The following is a 26,348-nucleotide window of genomic DNA, read 5'->3' on the forward strand; positions in this document are numbered from 1 at the left end:
CAAAATGTTTGCCACACGCAAAATATCTTCATGCCTAATATATGATTTTCTTAAGAAATTGTAAATAAGAAATTTTTATTTCGCTGGAGGTTTGATTGAGGCGGAGGTTTGGGCTTTTGCAGAGGAAAAATAAAGAAAACCCGCGATTTACGCGGGCGAAGAAGAAGTGATTTGAATGGATTGCATTTGCTGTACAACATATTCGGCATCTTGACCGACTCCGCCGATCAAGGCGGAGCCACGCCGATGCTGCCAGGGCATTCCGACAAAATATAGTCCGGCAATCGTACTTACTCCTCTTTGATGAAGGGGTTTCCCCTCCTCGTTCAGACTATGAGGGATTTGTATCCACCCGTAATCCGGATAAAAACCAGTGGCCCAAACGATATTATCGACTTTTAATGATGTTTGGTCTGAAAAGAGTATGACATCGCGAACAATTCGCACCGTTCGCGGTTTTAATCGAACTGTCCCATTGCTTATGGCTTCTTTTAATTCAAATCCAAATATCGGATCAGGTTGTCTGCTCAACCGCTTGCCAATTGCGGATAAATTATCGGCTTTAAGAATTCCGATCTTCGCAAACCACCAGAAAATGCTTTTTTTCATCAAATGCAGCGGCATAAACTTCATTCGATGGCCGACCGAAAGATAGACTTCCCTTTCTTTGGCGAGCTCAACGGCAATTTGCGCCCCGGAGTTCCCGGCACCGACGACTAAAACAGGGCCATCCTGCAGCGAAGACGGATTACGATAAAAAGCGGTGTGAACTTGAACGATGTTCGGATTCGCTTGCTCCGCCAGTCGAGGAATCAAAGGTTTTTGAAACGGACCAATCGCTACGATTACGTTGGTCGCCTTATATAGCCCTTGGTTCGTTTCAAGCTCAAAGTCATTCCCCGATTTCTTAAGCGCGGTCACCTCAACATCCAACTGTATCGGAAGTTCGAAATGGTTCGCGTAAGCTTTCAAATAACGCGCGATTTCGTCTTTCGACGCATATCCGTTCGGATCTCCATCTAATGGCATTCCAGGCAAAGAACTATAGAATCGGGGAGTAAAGAGCACCAAACTGTCATATCGGCTCTTCCATATGTGCCCTACTTCCGAACCTTTGTCTAGTAGAACGAAAGATTTCCCCGTTTTCAATAAATAGTATCCCACGGCAAGTCCTGCTTGTCCTGCGCCGATCACAATGACGTCATATTGAGGCATTCGAAGCTCTCCTATCCTTGTGCTAGTCTACTTTGACATGAGCCTCATACTGTTCAAAATCACAATCAAGGCAGCCCCCGTGTCGCTCATGACGGCGATCCATAACGTAAGTACGTCTGGGAAAATCAAGATCAGAGCGGCCGCTTTCACGATCAGGGAGAACCAAATGTTTTGCTTGATGATTTTAAGGGCTTTCCGGCTTAATTCAACGGTATGCGGCAGCTTTTCCAGGTTGTCGGCCATGAGCACGATGTCTGCCGTCTCCATGGCGGTATCCGTACCTGCGCCTCCCATGGCGATCCCAAGATCGGCCGTGGCCAGAGCGGGCGCATCATTGATTCCGTCGCCGACCATCGCCACCTTATGTCCTTCCTCCTGAAGCTGCTTGATCGCGGATGCTTTGTCCTCCGGCATCAATTCGGCAAAATAACGGTCCACGCCGGTGTGCAAAGCGATTTTTTTCGCCGTTCCTTCGTTGTCGCCGGTTAACATAACGATTTGCTTCAATCCGACTTCATGGAGCTCACGAACGGCATTGACCGAAACCTTGCGGATCGAATCCGCGACTGCGATGACTCCCAATATTCGATCTCTGGTCCCGACGATAACGACCGTATTTCCTTCTTGCTGAAGAGTTCGAATTTGCGGTTCCAAGGTTTCATACGGAACTTTTAGTTCTTGAAACAGCTTCAGATTACCGGCGATGTATTCCTTGTCGCCGATCCATCCCGCTACACCCTGGCCGACCAGATTTTTGAACCGATCGGCGGGAAGAGAGGTAACCCCTCTTTCTTCGGCATATTCGACGATGGCTTTTGCGATCGGATGAGTCGAGTATTTTTCCAGCGCGCATGCAATGGAGAGTAAATCTCCTTCTTCATTCTCAAGCGCCATCATCCGGGAAACTCTCGGTTTCCCTTCCGTTAACGTACCTGTTTTGTCAAACGCAATGGCGGAAATGGTTCCAGCAACTTCAAGGAAGGCTCCTCCTTTAATGAGGATTCCATTCTTAGCCGCGTTTCCGATAGCCGATACGATCGCGACGGGCGTGGAGATGACTAACGCGCACGGGCAGGCGACGACAAGCAATTCCAGCCCTTTGTAAAACCATTCCGCCCACGTTCCGGCGCCGAAGATCGGCGGGATCACCATGACGGCAAGCGCTAGAACGAATACAATTGGCGTATAAATCCTTGCAAATCGATCTACGAAAGCTTCCGTCGGTGCTTTTTTCTCTTGTGCTTCTTCCACTAGGTGAATGATTTTGGAAAGCGTCGTATCCTCGGACAGCTTGGTCACGGAGATTTCTAGAACGCCATGCTCATTAATCGTGCCCGCATAAACGTCATCTCCGACTTCCTTGTCTACCGGAACGGATTCGCCGGTAATCGGGGCCTGATTCACGCTTGAATGTCCTTGAACGACCCGGCCGTCAAGGGGGATTTTGTCTCCCGGTTTGACGACGATGAACTCTCCAACGGAAATCTCTCCAACTGGCTTTCGGATCAACGAATTGCCCTGCTTCACGTTCGCTTCCGGAGGCGCAAGGTCGATTAAACCGCGAATCGAATTGCGTGTTTTCTCGATGGACCTCGTTTGTAGCGCGTTGCCTAACGCAAAGAGCCAGACTACTGTCGCCCCTTCGAACCATTCGCCGATGGCCGCTGCGCCGATAACGGCTGCCGTCATGAGCACGTTCATATCCAAAGATCGGCTTTTGATCGCGTAGTAGGCGCTTCTCGCGGGCTTATATCCCCCGATTACGATGGATAGCGCGTAGAGCGAAGTGATGATCCAGTCCGAAACATCGGAAAAAGATCCGAGAAAACCCAGCAGCAGCAACGCGCCGGACAAGACAACGGAGTTCGTAGATTTGTCTTTTTTCTTCTCTTCGGCCTGGCGCCTATTTGAGATCAACGTAGCTTTGTATCCTGCTTTGGAAACTTCTTTTATAATTTCGTCGACAGGGGTATCGTGTTCGATGGTCATCTTTCCAGAGGCAAAATTAACGCTCACGCTAGAGACGTCGGACCGATTCTTGAAATGGTTCTCGATCGTTAACGCGCAAGAGCCGCAATCCATGCCCTCGATCCGATAGGTACGCGCTTTATTCCCTCGATCAATCGCTTGTAAGGAGTAACCTAATTTTTGGGCGGTATCCGGCAGGAGATCAAAGGCCGAAGCTTCCGCTATCGCGACTTGCATTTTGCCGGTGCTGTAATTGACTTGAACGCGGGATACGCCGTTTAGTTGGCTTAACGCTCTCTCAAGCGTAACGGCGCAAGCGGAACAGTCCATCCCGTGAACGAGATACTCGCCTTTTTGCTCGTGATCCTTTGTGACGACTTCATGTTTGATCTCGGAAGTCGACTCATTTTTGCAACAGTCGTCTTCGCAGGTAGATGTCGTTTGGTTAAGTAAGGTTAGGTTCTTCTTGAATGACGGTTTTTTCGCCGGGACATCTTTATTTTCCGAACAACAAGAGGATGGATTCGCTTCTTTTTCGTTCATTCGGCGTTCTCCCCATTTTTGAAGCAACAATCTAATTCGTCGTTTTTCTCGCAAGCCGCCACTTCTAGTTCGACCTGATTAAAGACGGTATCCATGACGTTTAACAATTCGACGATTTGTTCGTTTCTTAAGCTGTAATACATATATTTCCCTTCTTGTCTGCCGATGATGATGCCGCAGCCCTTAAGACAAGCTAAATGCTGTGAGATGTTAGATTGATTGCCTTTAAGATCATCGACGATTTGCGATACCGTTTTTTCTTTACCTTTGATACATTCAAGGATTTGCAGCCTTGTTTTATCGCTAAAACCACGTAGAAATTTGGCTTTGACCTCTTTATTGACAGGTTGCATGTGGTTATCCCCCTTGCATATACATTAGTCGATGTTAATGTGTCATCATATTAGCATCGACTAATGAATGTGTCAAACTTAATCCAAGCCATCATTCAACAAGCGGCAATCGGTTATTTATCTTTAACAAGTGTTATTCCGCAAAAACAGAAAAACCCGCTATTGAAACGCGAGTTGAAGTTGATTCCAGCACGAACAACACCAGAAAAAATAATTGAACATCAAAAGATTATTTTATTATTTACCTAATAGCTCTCGTATGCGTTCATCTATGTCTTCTTCGGTCATACCGCCAACAAATATATCCATAATCTTGCCATTAGGTTTTACAAACAAAGTCGTTGGATAGGATTTAAGTTTATATAGACGTTCAACTTTACGATTTTGATCTCTCAAAATCGTAAAGTCTAGATTTAATCGGTCAACAAAATTGCTGACTGAAATACTATCTTCGCTTAAATTAATTGCCAATATCTTAAATTGTTCATCTTTCCATTTATCCGATTGACGCTGGAACTCAGGCATTTCCTTTACGCAAGGCGGACAAAATGTTCCCCAAAAATTAATAACAACGGCCTTCCCTTTGTAGTCAGACAATTTATACACTTTATCGTCTAATCCTAGAAGTGAAAAATCAGGAGGCGTATCACCTTTCTTAAGAACGACACTCGTTGGCTCAAATGATTTAAAAATAGCTATTCCGCCAATAATCAGCACACTTAGTAGAATCAAATACTGCCATATTTTTTTCGTTGACCTTTTGCTCAAATTCATGTCTCCTTCCAAAACCGAGTTTAATCTAAAACTTCAAGCTTTTATCCGATTCCCCATACAGTTATAATCGAAGCGGCTAGCGATCTCTCCATCTTCTGCTTCCTCGACTGTGTATCCTTCATATGTCAAATAGAGGCGCAAAGCCGACGGATATATTCATTATCCTCAACAACTAAAATGCGAACCCTTGTTTGTTCATTTGAGAACCTCCACTTGGGAGTCACTCAGAATAATTCCCGGAATGAAATATCTATTTACGAATTTAGATTCATATTCTCACCAATAATTCTACACTCTTTTATAACTACAATATGTAGTACTATATGGCGATATAATGACACTTGGTTATGTACTTGTGTTGCTGACAGCACCAAAGAGGATATTTTAAGATCGGGAGTAGCATTCGCTAGTCCCGATTCTTTATCATATTTTTAGCTCCGATTACAACAAGTTGCGTTTCTTTAATCTTTCGCCAATAGGATGCCGTTCCAGAATCAGCTTAAATAACTCATAAAGCTCATGTATAAATTGGTTCGGGATTTGCTTAGATAGGTTTTGATACATGAGTTCTTCGGCATGTTTAATTTCTACTGCTTTATGCTTTCCTATTGCACTTAATGAAAGAATAACGGCTCTGCGATCGGCCTCAGAGGCTGAACGAAGGATTAGCCCTTCTCTCACAAGGTTATCGACCAGTCTCGAAGGGCCCCGCCTTCACATAATAATAGAGACCCTAGCTCTTTAAGCGAAAGAGGGCCATAATCATCTATGACGCGGATTGCCTCAGCTTGTGATCCTGTGACTCCAGTCGTCTTAATAATGTCTTGAAATTGTCGAGCCCCTTCTCTCTCCATAGCAAATATCATATATCGAATGGCTTCGATCTCTTTCATATAAATTTCCTTTCTTCCAAAATTAATTTTGCATGCGGATCGTGTGCTCCCAAAACAGGGGCGTCGTGCATTCTGGACCATTCCCGCAATTTATTTATCGATTGTATCGACAATTTATGATGCGAGGCAATACCGTCTACAATACCTTCGGTTAAATGATGTTGACTAAACACCGCATCCCCTGCGATACAGACCGGCTGATTGCCATAAATAAGAAGCGATTGATGGCCTCTTGTATGACCGGGAGTCGGAACCAAAATCAAAGTTCGATCCCGAAAAAGGTCGTATCCGATTTGGAATGCTCCAGCTTCTCTCATTAGGGTAAAATCAATCAGTTCGTATGAAAAGTTTGGATATTCAAAATGCTTTTTATGATAGCCTCCGAAAAAGGAAGCTCCGAATCGATGAGCGTCTTTCCATTCCCGATTTGTAACGAAGAACCTAGCATTCTTGAAAAAAATGCACTCCGCCAATGTGATCGCTATGTAGATGGCTTAGAATAACGTACTTTATTTCTTCTGCTCGGAATCCGATTGCATGCAACTTTTTATCAACTGCATCCTCCTGATGCACCTCAAATTTCACTGTTTTTAGTGCCCACCATGGAAAATAAGTAGGTTCGTTGCAGCGGGGGTTTTCCCCCGTATCAAATAAAATTAATCCATTTGGATGTTCGATAAGATACGCATAAATGGGTATTGTCCTTGCCCAAGATTTCGATTTAAATACCCATAAACGGTTATTGGAACCTTCTATATGTTCATTACAAACATGCACACGCCCAACTTCAATCGCATGAATTTTCATGACTACATCTTTGAATTTCAAAGTAAATGAAATGACAGGCTACATCAGCAATATAAATGACAAGTCATTTAATGTTAAGTCATGTATCTGGCAAAAGGTCGACCACAATGAAAACAGCCAATCCTTTTTAAGGTAGGCTGTTTTTATATATATTAATTTTCGTGCAATCCCGTTTAATCTAAACTAATGTTAGGCAATGCTATCCCGAAATGTTTCTATTGTCATTCTTTCAACAAATCTACGGTAGTTTTCTTTCTTCTTGCCTTGCTCCTGAAAGAGCGTAATAAGTCGTTTAATGATCGGAATCAGTTGTTCTGCTGTTATACCAGATACTAACAGTTGAGCTAATCCAGCCTTTAAGCCTTTGGCTTCCCCTCCGACGTAAATATCGAATGTATCCCTCATTTTAACTACACCAATATCTTTGAGTAACGGTTCGCTTGTCCCAAGCGCGCAACCTGCATAACCAATTTTTAGGGGGTTGGGTACCTCATGACCGGCGATAGCCGCATCGAGTTCTTTCGCGATATCCAGTCCGGCTTCCACGGCACCTTTGCAAAAATTGCAAGCAATCAGGCTCTTCGTGTAAAATCCGGCAGGATGAATCTGCAAACCAACGCCTCGTAGTTCATTCTGTACTTCTTCCAATCGAGTTTCATCCATTGCGACATACAATTGTTTGAACGTTGTCAATTCGATTTTTGCATCTTCGCCCACTATTCGGCCTAAAATCTCCAGTTGTTCCGAGCGAAATACGGTTCCCCCAACTTCAAAACCAGGTGTAATGGCAAACTTCTGCACAGACACTCTTCCCACTCTCCCGATTGTATTTGTTTGTATCGTTATACTTTCATCCGCTGAAGACGGAGTGCGTTCAGTACGACCGAAACCGAACTTAAGGCCATCGCAGCCCCGGCGACCCATGGAGCTAACAATCCAATAGCTGCAATCGGGATGCCGAGCGTATTGTAGCCGAGCGCCCAAAACAGGTTTTGCCGGATATTGCTCATGGTTTTACGGCTCATGTAGATCGAATCCGGGATACTGTTCAAATCGCCTCGCATTAGTGTTACGTCGGCTGCTTCCATCGCGACATCAGTTCCGGTCCCGATGGCCATACCGATATCCGCCATGGCTAACGCTGGAGCGTCATTAATGCCATCCCCGACCATTGCCACTTTTTTGCCTTGTGCTTGCAGTTTCTTCACTTCATCGGCTTTGCCTTCCGGAAGTACTTCGGCACGGACATGATCGATGCCGACTTGTTTGGCAATCGCTTGAGCAGTACGTTCGTTATCCCCCGTAATCATAATGACTTCGATACCCATCTGTTTAAGCCGGGCTACAGCTTCTTTCGACGTTTCTTTAATCGTATCGGCCACCGCGATTAGACCTGCATACTTGCGGTCGATTGCGATCAGCATTGCTGTTTTCCCATCTTCCTCCAACCGAGTCATGCGGTCAAAAGCCTGCTCGGTAGAAACCTCATATTTCGCCATTAACTTGCGCGTTCCGGCTAGGACTTCTCTTCCTTCAACAACCGCCCGAATTCCGAACCCTGGAATCGCCTCGAATTGTTCAGTTGCCGGAAGATCGATACCCTTAGCTATAATTCCGGTAACAATCGCTTCCGCAAGCGGATGCTCGGAGCCCTTCTCAGCTGCACCAACCAAGCGAAGAAATGCACCTTCAGCCATTTGTTGTGCGACAACATCCGTAAGTTCCGGCTTACCTTTCGTTATGGTACCAGTTTTATCAAGAATAATGGCATCGATCTTATGCGTGGCTTCGAGATGCTCGCCGCCCTTGAAAAGCACGCCAAGCTCAGCGGCACGGCCCGATCCCGCCATAATGGAGGTTGGCGTTGCGAGCCCGAGTGCACAAGGGCAAGCGATAACGAGAATCGCAATTCCCTTTTCCAACGCATTCGCGAAATCTCCGGGCGTAACCCAGAAATACCACACAAGAAACGCTGCAACCGCGATACCAACGACTATCGGCACGAAAATCCCGGAAATGACATCTGCTACCCGTTGGATTGGCGCTTTCGAGCCTTGTGCTTCCTCCACGACTTTGATAATTTGAGCAAGGGCAGTTTCCTTGCCGACTTTTGTCGCTTTCACTTTTAATTTGCCATTCTTGTTGATCGTTGCGCCAATAACATGGTCACCAGCTTTTTTCTCAACCGGGAGGCTTTCTCCCGTTAGCATCGACTCATCAACTGACGAGCTTCCGTCCAGTACCTCCCCATCTACCGGAATCTTTTCGCCGGGTTTAACCAATACGATATCACCCGCCAGAACGTCTTCGACCGGGATCGTCATTTCCTGCCCATCGCGAACCACCAGTGCCGTTTTCGCTTGCAGCCCCATCAACGATTTGATCGCTTCGGATGTTCGGCCTTTTGCCAGCGATTCGAACAGCTTCCCGAGAATAACGAGTGTAATAAGGACTGCACTCGTCTCGTAATACATGGCAGGACCGTGGTGAGCCATACTGCCCATCGAGGCCCATTCAATGGTTAAGTACAAGCTGTAGAAATATGCGGCCGACGTTCCGAGCGAGACGAGTACGTCCATATTGGCGCTTTTATTGCGCAAAGCTTTGAACGCACCCACATAGAACTGTTTTCCAATGTAAAATTGAACCGGTGTTGCCAGCGCCAACTGGAACCATGGATTCATGAAGAGTTCCGGCATCCAGATCCAGGATAAAAACGAAAAGTGGCTGACCATAGACCAAAGAAGCGGCAGCGAAAGAACGACGGAGATGAGCAATTTTCGCTTTTGCTCTGAAATGGCTTTCTCTCGATGCTCCGAAGGATTGGCTTCGTCTTTTTTCGGTATGGCCTTATAGCCCAGCTTTTCCACGCGCTGTTGCATATCGGCGATAGATACGTCGGCTGCGTTATATTCGACCCGTGCGGTTTCCATCGCGAAGTTAACGGAAGCATTCGTGACGCCGGATAATTTGCCAAGGCCTTTCTCAATCTTATTCGCGCATGCCGCGCAGGTCATGCCTTCCAGTTTGAAATCGACGACTTCTTTGGCCGTACCGTAGCCAAGTTTCTGAATGCTTTGTTCCATTTGCGTGATATTTACTTTTTTCGGATCGTACGTAACCGTCGCCCGTTCCAGGGCAAAGTTCACGTTCGCTTCCGTCACGCCTTCGAGTTTACTCAGTCCTTTCTCAATCCGGTTTGCGCAAGCGGCGCATGTCATACCGGTTAATTGCAGGGACGTTTGCTCCTTTTCCAGCCTAGCTGTTTCCATCACGAATACCTCGTTTCATTTCCGATTTCGTTACACCACGTCGTATCCTTGTTCTTCAATAGCTTCCTTAATGGCAGAGAGCGTCAATTGGCTTTCATCGTAAGCAACAACTACCGTTCCTCCCGAGAGATCGACTTTTCCGCTTGCCCCGATTGTTTTCAAAGCCCCTTCAATCGAATTGACGCAGTGTCCGCAAGACATACCTTCAACTTTCAACGTTACATTTTTCATGGATTTATTTCTCCTTTGACTGTTTATTGGTAATTATTTCATCAGCTTTTGAATAGTCTGCAGCAGCTCATCTACAACTTCGGATGCGATCCACCACACACTCTTTAATATGTCCACTTAGAAGAACTTTCCGCAGGCTGTTTAGTGCAGCTTGGATGGCGGCGATTTGGTTTAACACCTGATCGCAGTAAGTATCTTTATCAATCAGGCCTTTCACACCGCGAACTTGTCCTTCAATTCGATTTAAGCGAATGGTCAAATCCGACTTTACAGGCGAATGAATGGTGACTTCTTCGGCCGTCATTGGACGAGCAGCACGCATCATAGATGTTCGTTTCAATAAAGCACAATGTCATCACCTCCTTGATCATTACTATACCCCCCTAACCTATATTGTGTCAATACAATTTTTAAATTTATCCCCTTTCCCTATAACGGCCGTGAATTGTTCTGCTCCTGTTTAATATGAAAGACAGCCGTTATGGGCTGTCTAATTGCTTTTGTGTCTCTGATTGTCAGAATGGGTATACTCTTGATGAAGCTTGAATAACGAAATAAAGGAGAATTTGTAATGAGAAAACAATTTGTGATGACTGGGTTCGTCGTGTTAATGATTGTTTTAAGCGGATGTGCAAATCAATCGGCGCCAGATAACACGCCGACTTCTAGCCAACCGGCAAATCATGCAGACATGGATCATTCCGCTTCAGGCGAAGTTCCTAAGGGGTTAAAAGAAGCTTCAAACCCGACGTTTAAGGTTGGAACTCAAGCCATCATCCATGCTGATCACATGGAAGGGATGAACGGTGCCACAGCTAAAATTGTCGGAGCGTATGATACGACCGTATATGCGGTGTCGTATACACCAACGACGGGTGGACCCAAAGTTACTAACCATAAATGGGTAATCCAGAAGGATATCAAAGATGCGGGTGACAAGCCATTTGAAGCAGGTAGTGAAGTCGTCTTAAATGCGGAACACATGAAGGGAATGATGGGAGCCAAAGCAACAATCGATTCGGCGGAAAAAACAACAGTCTATATGGTTGATTACACGCCAACTACAGGTGGCGAAGTTGTGAAAAATCATAAATGGATAACTGAAAGTGAACTTTCCGTTAAGTAATTATGTTCAGTATGCAAGCATCGTTTTCTGAGCTTGCATACTGAAATGAACTTTATGAAATCTTATTATCATTTGAGTAGTTGATTAAGCATTTGCGACTTTATTGGCAAATGCAATCGGGTTTTCAATTGACATATAATGTGCATACATGAGCCGTGGTCTATCCATTATCCAGTGGTTATGAAGTGCACTAATTACAATCCCATCTTTTTGTAAATTCCACGTAAAGGGATAAACCTCATCTTCAAGCAAGGTTGTCTCTCCAAGATTTAATGCTTGGGCATGTTCGTCTAAGTTTTCAAAAGACCACATAGAATGACCCGCTAATTCTGAGTGGCTAGGTCTGCCGGCAATCTTCACTTGTAATTGAGGTCGAGATTTTTCAACCATACATACCCCGCGTTTCACTGACCATTCTCCTCCTCTTTTACAAAGAGTTTCTACATTCGTCAAATAAAACGCCTCCATGATATGCTATCTCATTCGTTGTGTTTAGATTACTCCTGCATTCCCCGCCGTATTTTGATCAGAATCACTGAAATCAGGATCATTTGTATTTGTTGCACTAATCGCATTGTTTGCTCTTGCTAGATCACCTGTTAAAAAAGATCCTGATCCAGCAAATGTTTTGGTTGTACTTTGCGGTGCAAGTTGTATGGAGTCACCATTAATTAATATTGAACTTCCGCCCATGCTTACTATTTTGAAGGTTCCTACAATTGCTGGCAAAATTCTCACCCTTTCCTTGTTTTCCCGCCTATTTTATGCCGGAAGTTGCCTATTCGTGCCTAGAAGCATGCTCGAATTCGCGAGACCGACAACCTACAAATAACTAACAGGATCTTGAGCTTCTTCATTTTCACGTACTTCGAAATGAAGATGGTTTCCGGTGGAATTCCCTGTGGATCCAACTTCAGCGATCTTTTGTCCTTGCTTGACCTGTTCGCCCTTCTCGACTTTGATTCCATTCATCCGAATATGAGCGTACAACGTCCATATCCCCTTCCCGTGATCGATGATGACGGTATTGCCATACCCGCTCATCCATTGGGCAATGATGACACTTCCTGAACCGGCAGCAAGAATAGAGGTACCTCCAGGCGCGCCAATGTCGATACCCTTATGGAACGATTCCTTTTCCCCAGTGATAGGATGTGTTCGGTAGCCGTAATTGGAGGTAATCGGGTATTTTCTATCGAACGGCCAGACGAAATTCCCTCCCGTTCCGAACGCTTTCTTAGATTGGGATGCCTCTTCTCTTTGTTTTAACAGTTTCGCCTGCTGGCTGGCCAAACGAATGAGCGTCTCTTCTTGCTCTTCGGAAATATCGGCGATCGCCTCGCTTCTCTCGCTTAAACTCGAGATCATGATAGACTTCTCGTTCTCCTGTTTCTTAAGATCCGACTTCAATTGTTCTGTATTTCGAATCAAAGTTATAGCCTGAGCTAACTTACTATCGATTTCCGCTTTTTGTTGCCCCACCTGATCTTGATCAGACTTGTTTTGTTCAACGATTCTTTGATCCTGTTTTACAAGCATAACCAAGTTATCCATTCGACCGAGAAAATCGGAAATGCTATTTGAGCTCAGAAGAACGTTCAAATACGAGACTTGACCCTCTGTATACATAGATCTGATGCGTGCGTCTATAAACTCCCTCCGTTGATTAATTCGAAATTGCGTGGCTTCTAACTTGACAGAAAGCTGCTCAAGTTGAAGCGTCAAGTTCTCTTTTTCTCGTTCGAATTTTTCTATTTCCTTCCCTGTCTTCTCCATTTTGTTCATGACTTGTTTCAGTTCTTGTTCCGTCGTTTTAATTTCCTGATTAACCGCTTTCAGTTCTTGTTCGGATTCCTGGGTCTCCATCTTCTCCCGCTCGATCTGCTGCTCAAGCTTACGAAGCTCGTTATTAATCCGTTCTAATTCCGTATCCGCATTTCCTACAACGGCATAGCTGATTGATCCTGTCACAATGAAGAGAGTGAAAAATAGCGCGATGAAAAATCTTTTTTTGGCCAACAAGACTACCTCCGAACGTCATGTAGTTCTACCTTCCCTAGGTGCACATAGAATATTCATAGAAAACTAAGGTTACATTAGTAAGCAAGACCACATTCAATACATTTAATTCGAGATATATCAGATGCCCAGTAAATATTCTTCAAAAGTATTCTCACTTAAAGCCATTTCCTCGGAGACGTCGGCTCCCACGGGTATCGGATAATAAATACGTATTCGTTTGCATGCAGATCAAGCGATTTCGCTGCTTTATTCCCTGCAAAGCAATCCAAAGCGGCGCTCTTTCCATCAATTCCAGAGATATCAATCGCTAAACCTGTCTCATGCGCACTTGAACCTGGAAGTGCACTAAAGGTTGGCACCTTTTCTATTCCATCCTGCTTGACGAAATGATATAAAAACGGCTGATTGGGTTGCTTAAAAACGACACGTAGAAACCCCTGCCAAATAAATTTCATCTTGCTTGGAATATTCGGATAATCCAATTCCTTCGGTCTATAATTCTTCGGCAAAATTAATGTCTTGTTCATGAGTACAGTAATGCTTTCGGGATCGGCCACGACTTGAGCATCCCCTAACTTTTATGGAGGGGTTTCATTATCTTTTTCCGGAAGGATTTGATCTTGAAGGACTCTTTCAGGTTTTATTCTCCGATGAGAGCTGTTTCAAGTGAACGATTATTTTCTAATTCCCCTGACCATTTCGCCATTCCGCCTTCCAAATTAAAAACTTGAGAATAATCGTTGCTTAACAAAAGATTACCGCTCTCCGTTCCCATTCGACCGGTATGACACACAAAAACGATTTTTTTGTTTTTCGGAAGTTCTTGAAATCGGTTTTCAATCTGTTCAAACGGAATGTTAATCGAACCTGGTACTCTACCCGTTCCATATAGATCAGGTTCCCGCAAATCGATAATAACCATATTTTCTTGCGACTTTATCATGGCTGTCAGTTTTAGGGTATCGACCAATTGCAACGATTTTTCTTCTTTCATATCTTTCAAACTCCATACCAAGATAATTGCTACAATGACAATATTAAGACCTAATAAAATACCCAATACATATTTTTTCATCATGTTCCCCGACCTCCAACATGAAAATGTCACACCTTACTACTACGTATTGTAGTGTTAATGAGGAGTTGGGTCAACAGGATAGTGACTTTACACAAGTGGTCTTCACAATATCCACACAATGTTTCCTCACAATCAAGTCCACAAACAATAATACGTATTTAGGGAGAGGGATTCATTCAAGATGAGTATACGGTTGAAAATGGGATTAGGATTTTTTTAATTGTCTTAATGTCAATTGCCTCTATGTATCAATACAGCATTCCAATGATATTCAAAGGATCTTGAACTTGATTACGCAAATCACGTCTCAAACGAAACTCTTAGCGATCAACGCTGCAATTGAAGCCTCATGCAGGTGAATCGGGACAAGGGTTCACGGTTGTTGCCAAGGAAGTAAGAAAATTAGCTGCAGAATCAGAGGACTCTGCCCGACAAATTCATATCATCGTTCAAAGCATACAAGCAAATACGTTTTTAGCTAAGCAAGCCATAGATAAGAACACGACAGAGGTGCAATCCGGCAAGCATATGGTCACTGAAGCATCGCATTTTACAATCTATTGGGCAAGTAGCTGAGCAAATCCATGAAGTCTCGGCCATATCGGAACAGCTTTCTACCGCTGTCGACCAGATTACGTTTACCATGGAGGATCTGGCTCAATCTGCAGCCCATTTCAATACGCACTGCAGAATCGTCATGCAAGCTTCGGAACATCAACTTGCCTCTTTGAAAGACATGCTGAACTCTGCTGAGACACTAAATAATATGGCCAAGGGCTTATCGGACTCTGTCTCACATTTTAAGAAATTGAGAGCTTGCCATTATTAACTACGTGATGTAGTATTTTATCGAGTCATCTTACAATCACTGGAGGTGTAATTATTCATGAGATCAAATCGATTCATTGTGCTTATTGTTTTATGTTTATCCTTAGTGGTGGCGGCTGGATGCAGTAAGAGTAACACTCCCCCCACTCCGAGCAATTCCGACGGCAGCATGAGTACAATGGATCACAGTACAATGGATATGGAACAATAATCCAAGAATAAAGGTTATGATGGGACTTGAATACGAAATAGGTATTCGAGTCTTTTTCTGTTTAAGGGAAAGGATGTCTTTCTCAAGAATACGGGTTGGTCACCCTGTTTCAGGATTTTGCATGCCTAGTTGAGGTTGAATCCCATACAACAGCCCATAAATAGCCGCACCGATCGCCAACGTTGCAGAAAAACCGATCGTCATTGAAATCATGACCGTCAACAATGAACCGACTACGGTCATGAGTCCATTAATCGCCCAGCTTATGGCAATGATACGAGGTGGAATTCGGCTTAATCCAATAGGAAAAGGCATGCCCATAAAGAAACCTAATGGCACTAAAAGGATCCCTACAACAATAAGTCGAACTGGCATGGGCAAACTAATCAATTGATCATTGTACCAGGTGATTGCCGAATTTACGCCAAGGGCATAAATCGCTATGCAGATGAGCGAATGAAATCTTCGAGTGGTCCCCTTTCGCCATTTTCCAGAAACGAAGCTGCCGATTCCGCCAGAAACCAGCAAAATGCCCAATACCAGTACAAAAGCATAAGTAGGGTGGCCTAAAGTCAAAATCAATCGTTGTATTAGCGTCGTTTCGATGAGGATAAACCCGATCGCAATTCCTGAAAAATAAACGGCACGACCATGGGCGTAGTTTGTTTTCCGTACGATCATCGTAACCATCGAGAGGATTGCAAGGAGAAGCCATACAAAAGCTTGCGGAACTCCGGATGACATGAGATAGAAATATGGTTTATCGTCTCGGCTTGAGATTTTATTCAATTGGTGTTCTTCCAACGTATTTGTCAGTAAACGATAGCGGTCCTGAACATACGGGATATGAACCGGGATTTGCTGAATGTGTTTTGCCTCATCCTTTAATCGATGCGCATCTGATGTCGTAAATGGCTCTGTACCAATCAGTACCAGCGGACGCGTAATCAGACTTCCTCCCATCCCCCATACGACATGCCCCAAATGTTGATAAGTGCCAATGACGGCCAAATGGTTTTGCATTTGCGTTGATGGTATTCCTTGAGAAAGAAGCGCGTTTTCGGTTGCCTTCTTTACTTTTGCTAACTCTTTCTCATTGTGAAGCAGAAAAGCAAGCTTTCCGCCCGGGTTTAATTTCGCCAAATAAGCAGTGATGGCTTCCTGGGTAAACAAATAATTTTCTGATAACGCAATGCCAAATCCATTTTCGGACTTCTTCTTCACAAGAGATAAGTAAATGACATCGTATTGTTGCCTCGATTGTCGAATATAACTTCGACCATCAGAAATGACTGCACGTACGTTAGGTTGATGAAATACATCTCCGGAAAAAGCGGACAACTCCTTAACTGCATTAAAACTCCCGGAATTAATGTCGACGGCTTCAATCTTTTGAAATCCAGCCAATTGGGCAGCCAGCACTTCTTGTCCTCCGCCTGCGCCAATAATCAAGGCCCGTTCTTTGGAAAAGAGCTGAAAAGCTAAATAGCTTGTCGTATTTTTTAAATAATCAACGAGATTCAAGTCGCCTGAGTATTTCGAAATGGGAGACATCGCTCCGCCGTCAATCGTGATGTATAGCAATTGGCCATCTCCGGCATCATATACGTCCGTCTTTGAGAAGGCATTCCAATCGGAGAATACGATTCGGATATTTTTCTCTGCCATAAAGACGTTGCTCGGACTCGTTCGATAAGATCGAAAGGGCAACTGTTCGGTTATTGGAAGAATTGCGTTATACAGGAGGAAAAACAGGAGCAAGAAATAAACCGCGCTTTTACGGAATGACGATTTATTTGCACGTGTAAATAAGCTCATGGCAAATAAGCTCGCGGACAATAGAAAGATGGTTTGTAAAGGGCTGGTTAAGTTCATCAGTGGGATGGCACTCACAGCGCCAAGACCTGCACCTGCCAAATCCGAAAAATAAAGTACGCTGACTTCCAGATGTCGATTCTGCATCACACAGGAAATAAGCATCCCGCCAACAAGAAAAGGCAGAATGGCCATAGCCGAATAATACCAAATACCGAAATACGGCATACCATACATGATCAAAACGACTACGACCAGCACGAGCGAAAAGCCTCCCAGCCATTCGCTGCGCAGTCTATACAAGTCTCCTGGTGTTCGGCTCGACAAATAGCCGCCTATCCCAATACCGAGCGTCGCTAAGGTAATTGCTATAAATACCGCATGATTTTCAAATAACGCTGAAAAAAAGCGGGATAAACAAACCTCATATACGATGAGGGCGTATGCTGCTCCAAAGGTTAAGCTCATATCTTTCCGAATGGAGGCTCCCATCTCATCCATCCCTTCTTTCATGCTCATTCCAACTAACCGAAGCCCAAGAGGCTTCGGTTAGGGATAATGCTTATTTTAAGTACTTCACGAGCGCCATCAAGCCGCCTGGCTCTACATCCGCATTGGTCGTGTGATGTAATTCATGACAATGAAATACCCATTCGCCAGGATTGTCGGCAATGAAATCAATGTCGTACGTTTCTCCCGGATTGACGGTGACGGTATTCATAATCTGAGGGTTAGTCAAGGGATGTCCGTCTTTTGCAATAACCCGAAAATCGTGACCGTGCAAATGCATGGGATGTACGCCATTGCTGATATTGGCTAGACGAAAACGAACAAGCTCGCCATTTTTGACTTCAATGGGCTGCGTATCCGGAAACGATTTTCCGTTAATGGTCCAATAATTATAATCCATGCCCATTACCGTACTTCCAGTCTTATCGTCAGTAGGTTTAGAGGGCATTTCCATTTGGGCATGCGGATGATTTGGGCTGCTTTTGGTTTGAAGCCCTTTGTCCATCATGGTTTTGATGTTCCCTTTTTTCTTAAAAGGCATATTTTGTCCTTTGGACATTCCAGCCATGTCGTCATCGCTCATGTTTGGCATTTCCTCTTTCCCTTGCCCGCCTGCTTCTTTCGCAACATTCCATCCGCCAAACATAAAGGTGTATTCTCGATCGTGTTTTAGCTTTTCATTCTGTGGATCGATTATCAGCAGTCCGTACAACCCTTTGTCGATTTGTTGGATGCTGTTAAAGTGTGAATGATACATGTACGTCCCTGCATGATTGGCGACAAACTCATACGCAAATGTTTCTCCGGGCTTAATCGCGTGTTGCGTGAAGGAAGGCACGCCATCCATCTTGTTCGGTACATGCAGCCCATGCCAGTGAATTGAGGTCTCTTCCGGCAGACTGTTTTTAAGGATGACCCGAATCGTGTCTCCCTCTTTCGCTCGAATGATTGGACCTGGTACGGTGGCGTTAAACGTATAGGCATCTGCCTTCACGCCTGAAACGAGCTCCCATTTCGAAATTTTGGCTTCGAGCTTAAATTCCCGTAGTTGCCCTGTAGGTTGGATCGAGTCGGTTTCAGATAAAGCAGATAAGCTTCTTAATTTCTTGGTTGTCAAAATCGAATCAGAGCTGTCTTTGCTTTCCGACTCGGCCAACGGCCTCACATATTCCCGATCATGGAATTGTTGTTGTTTGACTTTTGATGATTCAATTGCAGAGCCTTGGTTTACGGAGCTGCAGCTAACCAAGATCAATAAAGCAAAAAACGTTGAAATTGTAATCCAGACAGGCTTCATCGCTATATCCTCCTTCTACTGTCGTATGGACGGTAGTATGGATAGATACTGATGAAGTTATGCCAACAAAATCCATTTCATTTCCGTGCCCACCCTACAGCTTGCATGAAATCAGGAGAATAAACCCACAATGGACTTGAACAGGGATGAGAAAAAGTTGCCGATCGCTTGCAGGAGTAAGCGAAACCAACCTGACTTTTCGACGTCTTCGTTGGCGATTAAATCCACGGTACGGATATACGGTTGACCGTTCAACGAATAGGTGATCGTCGCAGTACCCAAAACGGTCCCTTGTTTGATCGGCGCGACGAGCTGGCTCTTATCCACGATCTCCGCTTGAATCTCCAATTGCAGTTCTTCACCTTTTGCCACCATAAACCGCATATCCGTATTCGTCACGATATCGATTGTTTTTTGTTTTCCCTTATAGACTTTCGCCGTCTCGAAACCTTTAAGCTTGGATTTTGCCGGCAGCACCATTTTTGATTCAAAGCGTCCGAACCCGTAATCCAACAATTTTTTCGTTTCCGTAAAACGTTGGGATTCCGAGGCTGTGCCCATCACGACGCTGATCAGCCGAGTACCTTCACGTTCGGCCGTTCCGGTAAAACAATAGCCGGCTTCATCGGTGAACCCTGTCTTCATGCCATCCAACCCTTCATACGCAAAGCTCTTTAACGCCGGAACTTCTTTATTGCCTTCAAGCATCCAATTGTAATTAATGATCGGTTTTTCATCCCGTTCCCTGAATTGATACGAAGACAAGCTGGAGATGTCCAAAAAGTCGGGATGTTCCCTTTGTATGGCAAGGGCCAATAAAGCTGCGTCGCGAGCGGACATGACCGTTTCGCCTTCAATCGATTGCGGCCCTTCCTTCATATCGACTCGGCCTAAACCCGTTGCGTTAATAAAGTGGGCTTTATCCAGTTGGAGTTTTTTAGCCGTTTCATTCATTCTGATCGCAAACGCTTCTTCCGTTCCGGCGATTTGTTCAGCCAACGCTACCGTTGCATCATTTGCCGAACCTACTGCCATGGCGATAAAAAGTTCTTTAACGGTATGAATGTCTCCGGCGGCTAAAAACACTTTAGACCCCACCGTATCCTGTGCATTTTGAGACACGACGACGGTATCTTCCCAGCTTAATCTTCCGCTTTTTATTTCTTCCATCACGATAAATTCTGTCATCATTTTGGACATACTGGCGGGTGGATAAGCGATATCGGCATTGGATTGATAGAGAATCTGACCCGTGCTCACATCAAGCAAAATAGCCGACTTGGCTTCCAGCATAAGTTCCAGGGGTACTTTTCCAACTTGTTCGTTTTCTTCTGCCATCGCCGCGAGAGGGAATAACGTAAATACGGTACACCACGCGAGGAAGAGATAACTCCATCTTTTCTGCAACATCATGTATTCACTCCTAGTTAAATTTGCGACTGCTTTTCTTCACCGTTTCTTTGAAATCTTCGGTTACAATACGTATTAGAGGAGGTTCTTCGAAATGACCGTAGATTTTTTTTCTTATCCTACAAACAAGAAGATCTTGATCGTAGACGACGAGGAGCCGATGCGTGAATTGTTGCAGCTCTATTTGACTGCAGAAGGTTTTGCGACGGATTCGGCAATTGATGGTGAAGAAGCCATTAGACGTTTAGAAGCGAACTCCTATGACTTAGTACTGCTTGATCTCATGATGCCGAAAATGGATGGATTAGACGTGTGCAAATGGATTCGCCAAGTGTCGACCGTCCCGATCATCATGTTAACCGCCCGAGATGAAACCATTGACAAAGTTGTCGGACTCAAGATTGGGGCCGATGATTATTTGACTAAACCTTTCGACCGAGCGGAATTGATGGCACGTATTCATTCCCTCTTTAGAAGAGGGAATCTCAAACTAAGGAATGAGACGCCGGAGTATCCAAATCGCAAAGCGGTGTTGTCGTATGAGGCGCTGCACCTCAATATGCAAAACCATCAAGTTTTTTATCGGGATCGCGAACTCCTTCTCACGCCAAAAGAATATGCCATTCTTAAGCTGTTCTTATCGAATAAAGGGAGAATCTTTCAACGCGAAGATATTCTTGAACTGTTATGGAAAAACCGTTCGATTAACGATGACCGAACCGTTGATACGCATATCAAAAATTTAAGAGATAAGTTGACTCAAGCCGGCATCCCCGGCCAACAAGTCATCAAAACCATATGGGGAACGGGATTTATTTGTCATGAAGATACTTAGACCCAACAGTATTGCCGTCAAGCTCGGTGTGATTTTTATCTTGTTGTTCATGGTGCTTATTATTTCGATCCAAGCCGTACTTTACATGCTTTTTATTCGCTTTTATACAGATGATGTCCTCAACGAGCAAATTCAACGTACCCAGCGTTATGCCGAAGTATTAAGCGATCACTTCGATCAACCGACTATTCAGCATCTTCTTCTTGTCGAGAGCGGAACGGATCATCTTTTGCTCATCTTGGATCAAACCGGAAACATTCGAGGCCAATCCGAAGGCTTCACGGATCTGCCTCCTCAAGAACTTCAACAAATCAAGGAACATGGTTCGCTGGATCATGGGGGTCCTGTCTTAAAGTCAAATTGGAAGAGCGAACCTTTTTTTGTGACCGAAGCCTCTATTGCAGCAATAGGACAACCCTTAGGCAGAGTATTGATGTTTAGCCCGACCGATCCGATCAGATCTGCAGCTCAAACCTTGAAAAACACATTTTTTGGCGTTGCTTTCATTGTTTTATTTCTAGGGGCCGCGATGATTTTGCTGGTTACACGTCAGGTTGTGCAACCGCTTCTTCGGATGATCAAAATCACGCAACAAATCTCTCAGGGGAAGCAAGTAACGGCGATTTCGGCCGTTGGAAACGACGAAATTGCCCAACTATCACATGCCATCAATCGCATGTCGCAAAACATCGAATTTTATAAACAGCAACGCAAACAATTTTTGGCTGATATTTCCCATGAACTACGGACACCGATCACGTATATGAAAGGCTACTCGGAAGTTCTCATCCATAATCTTGAAGGGTCGGAGGAAAGCCGAAAGAAATACTTAACGCTCATTTATGATCAAAGCAATCAACTTCAGCATCTGATCGAGGATTTATTCGAGCTTGCCAAACTTGAAGAAGGAACTTATTCCTTTGAATTGAGTAAGACATCGTTGGACAAGGTGATGCAAAATGCCTTAGGCATGATGGCGGATTCCATCGAGAAATCCGGCATTGCATTAAACTATAACCCTTCCTTGACCCCGCTTTATGTTCATGGCGATGCCAAGCGGTTGCAGCAGGTCGTCATCAATGTGCTGGATAATGCACGTAAATATACGCTAATAGGCGGCTCCATCACCGTTTCCACCTTAAAGGAAGAAACTTTCGGTGTCTTAATCATCTCGGATACCGGGATCGGCATACCCGCTGAAGATCTCCCTCATATATGGGACAGGCTTTATCGTGTTGATCGGTCACGCTCCCGCGCAACGGGCGGAACAGGGATCGGCCTGTCTATCTGCAAGGAAATCGTCACGTTGCATCAGGGAATCATACAGGTAGAGAGTACGGAAGGCAAAGGGACAACCTTCTTTATCCGCATTCCAATATTCCAAGACACCACAGAAGAGATTCAAACGGATGCCGACTGTAAATAGCCGCCTTTTAATGACGGGGAGGAGATGAACTGTTCGATGTACATCTGGTGCCAAAGGATAAAGATAAGTATCGTCCACAGCTTTCGGCTCGCATCCACTTTACCCTCTCGATGATCACTCAACAGTTGCAGTGCATATTTTTTATTGATCCAAGGGACATCCGGGGAAGCGTGCAGCACCTCTCTGGCCCAACCGTACCACTCGTTTTTAAGCCAAACGCGTATCGGAACGGGAAAGCCCAGTTTTTTGCGTGTTTTGACTTCAGGCGGGATGAAGTCTTTCATCGCTTCGCGCAATAACCGTTTGGTTGTTCCATAATGAGAAACTTTGAATTTAGTCGGAATGGTGCTTGCGAATTTAAACACAACGGGATCCACAAAAGGTACCCTCAACTCCAATGAATGCGCCATGGACATTTTATCCGCTTTCATCAGAATATTTCCCCTCAGCCAAGTGTGAATGTCGATGTATTGCATTTTCGAAACATCGTCATAAGACTTGGCTTTCTCGTATAAAGGGTAAGTGATATCCTGTGCAGCGGAATAATCTACAACTTGATGCGCAAGTAAGTTCAATACATTTCCTTTCTCCGCTTCTTCGAAGATTTTGGCATTTCCATAAAACCGCTCTTGCAGCGGCCGACTCCCCCGTTCGAAATAACTTTTGCCTTTCATGCCGGTTGGCATGAACCGCGCTACTTTCCCCATCAAATTTCGCATGCCCATTGGCATTTGCTCGAACAACCGTAACGAAAGAGGCTCCCGGTAAATGTTGTATCCGCCAAAAAACTCATCCGCCCCCTCACCTGAGAACACGACTTTCACGTGTCGACTCGCCAATTGTGAAACAAAAAAGATGCCTGCGGTTGAAGGGTCTGCGACGGGTTCGTCCATGTGCCAAATGATTTTAGGCAGCGAACTGAGATAAGAGTGGGCATTGACCATGATTTCATGATGGTCAGTCCCGAGGTAGGAAGCGGTTTTTCTCGCCAATGCTAATTCGCTGTATCCTTCCGATTCAAAGCCAACGGAAAATGTTTTTGTCGGTTCCCATCGTTGGAGCATGCCCACCAAACTGCTCGAATCGATCCCCCCGGAAAGAAAGGCGCCTCTGGCTACATCGCTGTTGCGGTGCAAGTAGACGGAACCTTCAAGCACGGCTCGCGCTTCTTCAGCCATGTCGTCAAATGATCGGGTTTGTTCGGGAATAAACTTCACCTCGTAGTAAGATCTCGTCGTCAATATCCCGCGTTTAATGGTTAACGTATGCCCAGCCATTAGCTTGCAAATGGACCTAAACATGGTCGCCGGCTCCGGTACGTATTGAAAAGTAAGATAGTCATAAAACGATTGCCCGTCCACTTCCCGGTCGACTTTGCCTGAAGCCAGTAAGGACTTGATCTCTGAAGCGACCATATACCCATAAGGCGTTTCACAGTAATAGATCGGTTTAATCCCAAACGGATCCCGGGCAGCAAAAACTTCTTCTAATCTATTGTCCCAGACGACAAATCCAAACATGCCCCTCAAATGTTTCACACATTCTTGCCCAGTTTCTTCATACAAGCGTAAGAGGACTTCCGTATCCGAATCGGTACGAAATTCATGTCCCTTTCCTCTTAGCCAGGAACGAAGCTCGCGGTAGTTGTAGATTTCCCCGTTAAAAACAAGGCGGATGCTTCCATTGTCATTGACCATGGGTTGAGCGCCCTTATTCAAATCCAGAATGCTCAATCTCCGAAATCCCAAACCAACATGTCCATCAATTTGCAAACCTTCATCATCCGGCCCTCGATGAGAAATCATATTCGTCATGTTCTGAAGCATTTCCGCATTTACGGGAACACGATTGTAATTATACACGGCAACTAAACCACACATCCTAGATTTCTCCTACCTCTCCTTTTATCTCTTCTACCATTCTAATGAGGCTTTCAATAAGTTTTGTGATGGAAATATGACAACTCTACTTGCTTTTCTTCACGGATTCTTCACGATGGATTAGAAACTACTACGAATCGTAGTTATAAAATGAACAAACTCTCACCAATTTTAAATGATTGCGAAAATTGCGCATGGCTACTGGGTTTTCTCTATCATTGATAAATCATGGAATTTTTAAATCTGTTATGTTGTTAGCAGGCCATACACCACCACCCCATTAACTCAATTAAACTGGAGGTTCAAGATGAACAACATGAAAAACAGAATCGTTAAATCGTTTGTCGGCATTACGCTCAGTCTATCTATCGCATTTTCGGCAGTTTTGCTGACGTCTGCTCAGCCCGTTTCAGCGGCTACAGTAAGCAAGTCGTCGGTTGCAGATAACGTGATTTCAACAGGGAAAAAATATATGGGCGTTCGCTATCAATTTGGCGCACCTGCAGGGCGAACAGACGTGTTTGATTGTTCTTCCTTTACACAATACGTGTTCAAGAAAAATGGCATCAAGCTCCCACGTACTTCTAGACAGCAAGCAAAAGTAGGTTCTTATGTGCCGAAAAGTCAGATTCGAGCTGGCGATTTGGTTTTCTCGGATACGAACAGAGATGGAATCATTAATCACGTTGGTATCTACATGGGGAATGGAAAGGTCATTCACACCTACAAAGTAGGGGTCGGCGTCACCATTTCCAACTTTAAGGGTAGCTCTTGGGAAAGGAACTTCGTAACTGCACGTCGTGTCATCTAAACCTTAAAATCAAAGAGGAGTTTGCGCAATCTTCGCAAACTCCCTTCTCTGTATTACTTGGATTTACCCTTTTCGCTCGTCTACTTTTAGATTTAGTTCTTTTACTTGCTGACGCAGTTCTTTAAGTTCATTGTCCTCCGATTTTGTGTTCTTTTGATGTTTCCCGTGCATGCCTTTCATCATAAATAGCATCATGATCGGACAGATTAATACAATCAGCCATGTCCACTCCACATTGGTTCACCTCGCTTTATGACTACACATTGTAGTAGAATGATGATAAGATTACAAAGAATTTCGAGTGATACCGGGGTGGCAACAATGTTACAAGGGCTGGCCATGATGACGATGCTGATCGACCATATAGGCCTGATGTTTTTCCAAGATCAAACGATCTTTCGCCTCATTGGACGCATCGCTTTTCCCCTATACGCTTGTTTCCTGGTAAAAGGTTACTTGCTTACGAGGAACCGGCGAACCTATATGCTAAGGTTGTTCGTGCTTGCCCTTATCTCTCAGGCCCCCTTTACCCTGGCTCTGGAGAAGTTCGAATTAAACGTTATTTTTACATTACTTTACTCGCTTTTAGCTTTATGGGCAGTTGACTTAGTTTCTGAAGATCTTAAAGTTCTGACTACCGTTGTTGTGTTGAGCACCTCCCTTATCATACCGATGGATTACGGGATTTATGGCGTCTTGATAATATTCATTTTCCGCTATGTGGAAGGTAGGTGGGAAATGATCGGCTTCCATCTACTGCTCAATGGACTATTTTTTTTGATTTACGGCTTAGGCTATTGGGTTCAACTGTTCAGTATTTTCGGTACGATCCTTATCTGGATGACGATGTCGGTTCGGCCTCGGAAGACCCTAAATAAATGGATTTACCGTACATTCTACCCTGCGCATTTACTTGTCCTTTGGGTTATTCAACGACTTCAATTTTTATAATCATGTCTCCTTGTCTATCTCAATGGATTCGCAAATGACATAAGAACGAATAAACGTTCAAGATTTTAGAATCCTAAGCTAGGGAGGTGTCC

Annotated in this window: 25 protein-coding genes and 1 pseudogene; 7 read left to right on the forward strand and 19 right to left on the reverse strand. The window is 44.5% G+C overall.

Annotation, left to right across the window (positions count from 1 at the left end; all coding sequences use genetic code 11):
• Window positions 1-147: 147 nt before the first annotated feature.
• From B0G52_RS24475 to B0G52_RS24520, 9 genes and pseudogenes are all read right to left on the reverse strand, one after another.
• Complete coding sequence (locus tag B0G52_RS24475) at window positions 148-1,215, reverse strand: flavin-containing monooxygenase (RefSeq protein ID WP_094048140.1); 1,068 nt, start codon at window positions 1,213-1,215, stop codon at window positions 148-150.
• 27 nt (window positions 1,216-1,242) lie between these two features.
• Complete coding sequence (locus tag B0G52_RS24480; protein WP_094048142.1) at window positions 1,243-3,726, reverse strand: heavy metal translocating P-type ATPase; 2,484 nt, start codon at window positions 3,724-3,726, stop codon at window positions 1,243-1,245.
• Window positions 3,723-4,079: an ArsR/SmtB family transcription factor gene (locus B0G52_RS24485; RefSeq protein WP_094048144.1), complete on the reverse strand. Its 357-nt coding sequence runs from the start codon at window positions 4,077-4,079 to the stop codon at window positions 3,723-3,725. The genes B0G52_RS24480 and B0G52_RS24485 overlap by 4 nt, the downstream gene beginning before the upstream one ends.
• A gap of 237 nt (window positions 4,080-4,316) precedes the next feature.
• Complete coding sequence (locus B0G52_RS24490; RefSeq protein WP_094048146.1) at window positions 4,317-4,853, reverse strand: redoxin domain-containing protein; 537 nt, start codon at window positions 4,851-4,853, stop codon at window positions 4,317-4,319.
• Window positions 4,854-6,187: 1,334 nt separating this feature from the next.
• Window positions 6,188-6,553: an MBL fold metallo-hydrolase gene (locus B0G52_RS24500; protein ID WP_094048150.1), complete on the reverse strand. Its 366-nt coding sequence runs from the start codon at window positions 6,551-6,553 to the stop codon at window positions 6,188-6,190.
• A gap of 189 nt (window positions 6,554-6,742) precedes the next feature.
• On the reverse strand, window positions 6,743-7,360 hold the full coding sequence (locus tag B0G52_RS24505; RefSeq protein WP_094048152.1) for an NAD(P)/FAD-dependent oxidoreductase: 618 nt from the start codon (window positions 7,358-7,360) through the stop codon (window positions 6,743-6,745).
• A 35-nt stretch (window positions 7,361-7,395) separates the two neighbouring features.
• Entirely contained in the window at window positions 7,396-9,825 is a 2,430-nt protein-coding gene (locus tag B0G52_RS24510) for a heavy metal translocating P-type ATPase (protein ID WP_094048154.1), read from the reverse strand.
• Window positions 9,826-9,855: 30 nt separating this feature from the next.
• Window positions 9,856-10,056 carry a cation transporter gene (locus B0G52_RS24515; protein WP_094048156.1) on the reverse strand — a complete coding sequence of 67 codons (201 nt, stop codon included), beginning with the start codon at window positions 10,054-10,056 and terminating at the stop codon, window positions 9,856-9,858.
• Between the two features lie 33 nt (window positions 10,057-10,089).
• Window positions 10,090-10,412: pseudogene (locus B0G52_RS24520) on the reverse strand (metal-sensitive transcriptional regulator).
• A 215-nt stretch (window positions 10,413-10,627) separates the two neighbouring features.
• Here B0G52_RS24520 and B0G52_RS24525 point away from each other — a divergent pair.
• On the forward strand, window positions 10,628-11,182 hold the full coding sequence (locus tag B0G52_RS24525) for a YdhK family protein (protein WP_094048158.1): 555 nt from the start codon (window positions 10,628-10,630) through the stop codon (window positions 11,180-11,182).
• 84 nt (window positions 11,183-11,266) lie between these two features.
• On the opposite strand, the gene B0G52_RS24530 is transcribed toward B0G52_RS24525, so the two are convergent.
• From B0G52_RS24530 to B0G52_RS24550, 5 genes are all read right to left on the reverse strand, one after another.
• Window positions 11,267-11,635: a DUF1259 domain-containing protein gene (locus B0G52_RS24530; protein WP_233163015.1), complete on the reverse strand. Its 369-nt coding sequence runs from the start codon at window positions 11,633-11,635 to the stop codon at window positions 11,267-11,269.
• A gap of 39 nt (window positions 11,636-11,674) precedes the next feature.
• The gene (locus B0G52_RS24535; RefSeq protein WP_094048162.1) at window positions 11,675-11,911 is read right to left on the reverse strand and encodes a spore germination protein; all 237 of its coding nucleotides are present in this window, start codon (window positions 11,909-11,911) and stop codon (window positions 11,675-11,677) included.
• 93 nt (window positions 11,912-12,004) lie between these two features.
• On the reverse strand, window positions 12,005-13,201 hold the full coding sequence (locus B0G52_RS24540; protein ID WP_094048164.1) for a murein hydrolase activator EnvC family protein: 1,197 nt from the start codon (window positions 13,199-13,201) through the stop codon (window positions 12,005-12,007).
• Window positions 13,202-13,359: 158 nt separating this feature from the next.
• Entirely contained in the window at window positions 13,360-13,761 is a 402-nt protein-coding gene (locus tag B0G52_RS24545) for a D-alanyl-D-alanine carboxypeptidase family protein (protein ID WP_094048166.1), read from the reverse strand.
• A gap of 83 nt (window positions 13,762-13,844) precedes the next feature.
• The gene (locus B0G52_RS24550) at window positions 13,845-14,282 is read right to left on the reverse strand and encodes a rhodanese-like domain-containing protein (protein ID WP_094048168.1); all 438 of its coding nucleotides are present in this window, start codon (window positions 14,280-14,282) and stop codon (window positions 13,845-13,847) included.
• 287 nt (window positions 14,283-14,569) lie between these two features.
• Here B0G52_RS24550 and B0G52_RS36700 point away from each other — a divergent pair, with 287 nt between their 5' ends.
• Entirely contained in the window at window positions 14,570-14,641 is a 72-nt protein-coding gene (locus B0G52_RS36700) for a hypothetical protein (RefSeq protein ID WP_369827130.1), read from the forward strand.
• Window positions 14,622-14,858 carry a methyl-accepting chemotaxis protein gene (locus B0G52_RS36705; protein ID WP_198960719.1) on the forward strand — a complete coding sequence of 79 codons (237 nt, stop codon included), beginning with the start codon at window positions 14,622-14,624 and terminating at the stop codon, window positions 14,856-14,858. Before B0G52_RS36700 ends, B0G52_RS36705 begins: the two co-directional genes overlap by 20 nt.
• 562 nt (window positions 14,859-15,420) lie before the next feature.
• On the opposite strand, the gene B0G52_RS24560 is transcribed toward B0G52_RS36705, so the two are convergent.
• The 3 genes from B0G52_RS24560 to B0G52_RS24570 all read right to left on the reverse strand — a co-directional run bounded on the left by B0G52_RS24560 (window position 15,421) and on the right by B0G52_RS24570 (window position 20,356).
• Entirely contained in the window at window positions 15,421-17,655 is a 2,235-nt protein-coding gene (locus B0G52_RS24560) for a spermidine synthase family protein (RefSeq protein ID WP_143762629.1), read from the reverse strand.
• Window positions 17,656-17,698: 43 nt separating this feature from the next.
• Window positions 17,699-18,943: a multicopper oxidase family protein gene (locus tag B0G52_RS24565; RefSeq protein WP_094048175.1), complete on the reverse strand. Its 1,245-nt coding sequence runs from the start codon at window positions 18,941-18,943 to the stop codon at window positions 17,699-17,701.
• A 111-nt stretch (window positions 18,944-19,054) separates the two neighbouring features.
• Window positions 19,055-20,356, reverse strand: a complete 1,302-nt coding sequence (locus B0G52_RS24570) for a D-alanyl-D-alanine carboxypeptidase family protein (RefSeq protein WP_094048177.1) — start codon at window positions 20,354-20,356, stop codon at window positions 19,055-19,057.
• Between the two features lie 91 nt (window positions 20,357-20,447).
• Here B0G52_RS24570 and B0G52_RS24575 point away from each other — a divergent pair, with 91 nt between their 5' ends.
• Entirely contained in the window at window positions 20,448-21,188 is a 741-nt protein-coding gene (locus tag B0G52_RS24575) for a response regulator transcription factor (RefSeq protein ID WP_094048179.1), read from the forward strand.
• Entirely contained in the window at window positions 21,175-22,614 is a 1,440-nt protein-coding gene (locus B0G52_RS24580) for a sensor histidine kinase (RefSeq protein ID WP_094048181.1), read from the forward strand. The genes B0G52_RS24575 and B0G52_RS24580 overlap by 14 nt, the downstream gene beginning before the upstream one ends.
• On the opposite strand, the gene asnB is transcribed toward B0G52_RS24580, so the two are convergent.
• Window positions 22,590-24,494, reverse strand: a complete 1,905-nt coding sequence (gene asnB / locus B0G52_RS24585) for an asparagine synthase (glutamine-hydrolyzing) (RefSeq protein ID WP_094048183.1) — start codon at window positions 24,492-24,494, stop codon at window positions 22,590-22,592. The two genes, B0G52_RS24580 and asnB, sit on opposite strands and share 25 nt — an antisense overlap.
• A gap of 316 nt (window positions 24,495-24,810) precedes the next feature.
• Here asnB and B0G52_RS24590 point away from each other — a divergent pair, with 316 nt between their 5' ends.
• Window positions 24,811-25,305: a C40 family peptidase gene (locus B0G52_RS24590; protein ID WP_369827131.1), complete on the forward strand. Its 495-nt coding sequence runs from the start codon at window positions 24,811-24,813 to the stop codon at window positions 25,303-25,305.
• Window positions 25,306-25,368: 63 nt separating this feature from the next.
• Here B0G52_RS24590 and B0G52_RS24595 read toward each other — a convergent pair whose 3' ends face one another.
• Entirely contained in the window at window positions 25,369-25,539 is a 171-nt protein-coding gene (locus tag B0G52_RS24595; protein ID WP_094048187.1) for a DUF2933 domain-containing protein, read from the reverse strand.
• 87 nt (window positions 25,540-25,626) lie between these two features.
• On the opposite strand from B0G52_RS24595, the gene B0G52_RS24600 reads away from it, so the two are divergent.
• On the forward strand, window positions 25,627-26,256 hold the full coding sequence (locus B0G52_RS24600) for a TraX family protein (protein WP_158223850.1): 630 nt from the start codon (window positions 25,627-25,629) through the stop codon (window positions 26,254-26,256).
• Window positions 26,257-26,348 lie beyond the last annotated feature (92 nt).

This window comes from Cohnella sp. SGD-V74 (assembly GCF_003001675.1).
Classification (GTDB): domain Bacteria; phylum Bacillota; class Bacilli; order Paenibacillales; family Paenibacillaceae; genus Cohnella.